Source organism: Streptomyces sp. NPDC054840, from assembly GCF_053611065.1.
This window is the reverse complement of the sequence record NZ_JBSGZP010000871.1, coordinates 1-2,539: the sequence shown is the minus strand read 5'-3', so window position 1 is coordinate 2,539 and position 2,539 is coordinate 1. Positions and strand designations below refer to the sequence as shown.

General features: G+C 73.2%; 2 protein-coding genes and 1 pseudogene. All 3 read left to right on the top strand.

Going from position 1 to position 2,539, the window contains the following annotated elements; all coding sequences use genetic code 11:
* Window positions 1–653, top strand: a 653-nt coding sequence (locus ACWGIU_RS35270; RefSeq protein WP_453712175.1) for a M55 family metallopeptidase, incomplete at its 5' end; no start/stop codon positions are given.
* Between the two features lies 1 nt (window position 654).
* Complete coding sequence (locus ACWGIU_RS35265) at window positions 655–2,070, top strand: M20/M25/M40 family metallo-hydrolase (protein WP_453712174.1); 1,416 nt, start codon at window positions 655–657, stop codon at window positions 2,068–2,070.
* Between the two features lie 13 nt (window positions 2,071–2,083).
* Window positions 2,084–2,539, top strand: a pseudogene (locus tag ACWGIU_RS35260) (S9 family peptidase); the annotation flags it as partial.

Genomic DNA, 2,539 nt, shown 5'->3' with positions numbered 1-2,539 from the left:
GGACCATGCGCAACCTCCTCCTGGAGAAGCTCGACGCCCGCGCCGAGATGATCACCGGCCGCCACAAGACCCTCTCCATGGTCGAGGGCGTCCAGCACGGCGACGTCGACGCCATCGCCTTCGTCGGCTACCACACCGGAGCCGGCTCCGAGGGGGTCCTCGCCCACACCTACCTCGCCAACTCCGTCACCGGCGTCTGGGTCAACGGGACGCGCGCCAGTGAGGGGCTGCTCAACGCGCACGTCGTCGCCGAGTACGGGGTTCCCGTCATCCTGGTCACCGGCGACGACCTCACCTGCGTGGACGCCGCCGGGTACGCGCCGGGAGCCGTCACCGTCGCCGTCAAGGACCACGTCTCGCGCTACGCAGCCGTGTGCCGGACCCCGGCCCGTACCGCCGCCGACATCCGGGCCGCGGCCAAGGAGGCCACCGCCCTGGCCGTGCGTCATGACCCGGTGCGCGGCGGTCCTTTCACCGTGGAGCTGGAGTTCGACGCCGCGCACCTGGCCATGTCCGCGACCGTCGTTCCGGGCGTGGAGCGGAGCGGGGAGCGCAAGGTCGCGTACACCAGCGAAACCATGTACGAGGGGATCCGGGCCTTCAAAGCGGTCACGACGGTCGTCTCGGCGGCCGTGGAGGAGCAGTATGGCTGACATGTGCGCAATCAACGCCGAGGTTCCGGCCGGTGCGGCCCGCGCCGTCGGCACCGCGGACGCGGTGGACACGCTGGGCGCGGTGGACACGCTGGGCGTGGTGGACGGGGTGGCTCTCGGCGAGGCGGTCGAGTTCACCTCCGGCCTCATCAGGATCGACACCACGAACCGGGGCGGCGGCGACTGCCGCGAGCGCCCCGCCGCCGAATACGTCGCCGAGCGGCTCGCCGCCGCCGGCCTGGAGCCGCACCTGCTGGAGCGCACCCCCGGCCGCACCAACGTGGTCGCCCGGATCGAGGGCACCGATTCCTCGGCCGAGGCCCTCCTCGTCCACGGGCACCTCGACGTGGTCCCGGCCGAGGCCGCCGACTGGAGCGTGGACCCCTTCTCCGGCGAGGTCCGCGACGGCGTGGTGTGGGGGCGCGGCGCCGTCGACATGAAGAACATGGACGCGATGGTGCTGGCCGTCGTACGGGCCTGGGCGCGCGCGGGAGTGAAACCGCGCCGGGACATCGTGATCGCCTACACCGCCGACGAGGAGGACAGCGCGGTCGACGGCTCCGGCTTCCTCGCCGACCACCACCCGCAGCTCTTCGAAGGCTGTACCGAGGGCATCAGCGAGTCCGGAGCCTTCACCGTGCACGGCGGCCCCGGCGGCCGGGCCCTCTACCCGATCGCCGCGGGGGAGCGGGGCACGGCCTGGCTGAAGCTGACCGCGCACGGCACCGCCGGTCACGGCTCCAAGCCCAACAAGGCCAATGCCATCAGTCGGCTCGCCGCCGCCGTCGCGCGGATCGGTGCGTACGACTGGCCGGTCCGCCTCACCGACACGGTGACCGCCTGCATCACCGAACTCGCCGCCCTGCAGGGCCTGTCGGTGGACCCGCGGCGGCCCGGCCTCGACGTCGACGAGCTCCTCGACACACTCGGCCCGGCCGGCACCCTGGTCCGCGCCACCGTGCGCAACAGCGCCAATCCGACCGTGTTCAGTGCCGGTTACAAGCTCAACGTGATCCCCGAGCATGCCACCGCCTATGTCGACGGCCGGACCGTGCCCGGCGGCGAGGCCGAGTTCACCGCCACCCTCGACGCCCTCACCGGCCCCGACGTGCGGTGGGAGTTCCACCACCGGGAGGTCGCTCTCCAGGCCCCCGTGGACGGGCGGACGTACGGGATCCTGCGCGAGTCGGTCGAGCGGTTCGACCCGGACGGTCACGTGATCCCCTTCTGCATGGCGGGCGGGACCGACGCCAAGCAGTTCTCCCGCCTCGGCATCACCGGCTACGGCTTCTCCCCGCTGAGGCTGCCGCCGGGCTTCGACTACTGGGCCCTCTTCCACGGAGTCGACGAGCGGGTGCCCGTCGAGGCCCTGCACTTCGGCGTCCGCGTCCTCGACCACGCGCTGCGGACCCTGTGAACGGGGCCCGGTGATGGCGGCGAAGACCCGGCCCTACGGCAGCTGGCCCTCACCCATCGACGCGGGCCTCGCCGCCTCCCTCGACGGGCGGCCCGAGTACCTCGGCACGGTCGGTTCCGAGGTGTGGTGGACCGAACCCCGGCCCGAGGAGGCCGGCCGCCGCACCCTGGTGCGCCGCCGCCTCGCCGACGGCGGGCCCGAGATCACCGAACTGCCCGCCCCGTGGAACGTACGCAGCCGCGTCACCGAGTACGGCGGCCTGCCCTGGGCCGGCGTCGAACGGCCCGCCGGCCGCGGACCCCTGCTGGTCTTCGTCCACTTCGCCGACCAGCGCCTGTACGCGTACGAACCCGATGCGCCCGGAGGTCCCGAGCCGCGGCCCCTCACCCCGGTCTCCCGGACCGGCGGCGGCCTGCGCTGGGCCGACCCGGTGCTGATCGGCGGCGAGGTGTGGTGCGTACTGGAGGAG

Excerpts from the sequence above, each read along its gene's own strand:
- ACWGIU_RS35265 (WP_453712174.1), top strand. The coding sequence starts at position 655 with ATGTGCGCAATCAACGCCGAGGTTCCGGCCGGTGCGGCCCGCGCCGTC.